Annotated in this window: 1 protein-coding gene; it reads right to left on the bottom strand. The window is 46.4% G+C overall.

Features of this window, described 5'->3' with window-relative positions; translation table 11 throughout:
• Nucleotides 1-70 precede the first annotated feature (70 nt).
• Nucleotides 71-239, bottom strand: a 169-nt coding sequence (locus ACSNOG_RS34020; protein ID WP_436756523.1) for a helix-turn-helix domain-containing protein, incomplete at its 5' end; no start/stop codon positions are given.

Below are 239 nucleotides of genomic sequence, written 5' to 3'. Positions count from 1 at the left end.
CATATCTGATGAAGGAGATTCAGAAGATACTTTCCTAATCTTTAGTTGGAAAAGTTCGAGGGAGAGCCTCCTAAGTATCAAGATTCATCTCCCTCTCATAATCCTCAATTAGAGCCGAAGGCTTAACATGAAGCGCCCTTGCTAATGCGGTGATCGTTAGCAGAGAGGGCGCTTTTTCGCCGTTCTCAAGCTCACTGATATAGGACCGGTCTACACGGGAATAGAGGCTTAGCTCGTCC

The sequence above is a fragment of the Streptomyces sp. URMC 124 genome (assembly GCF_051386455.1).
Lineage (GTDB): Bacteria > Actinomycetota > Actinomycetes > Streptomycetales > Streptomycetaceae > Streptomyces.
The sequence above is the reverse complement of the archived record's forward strand: the minus strand, read 5'-3'. Positions and strand labels throughout refer to the sequence as shown.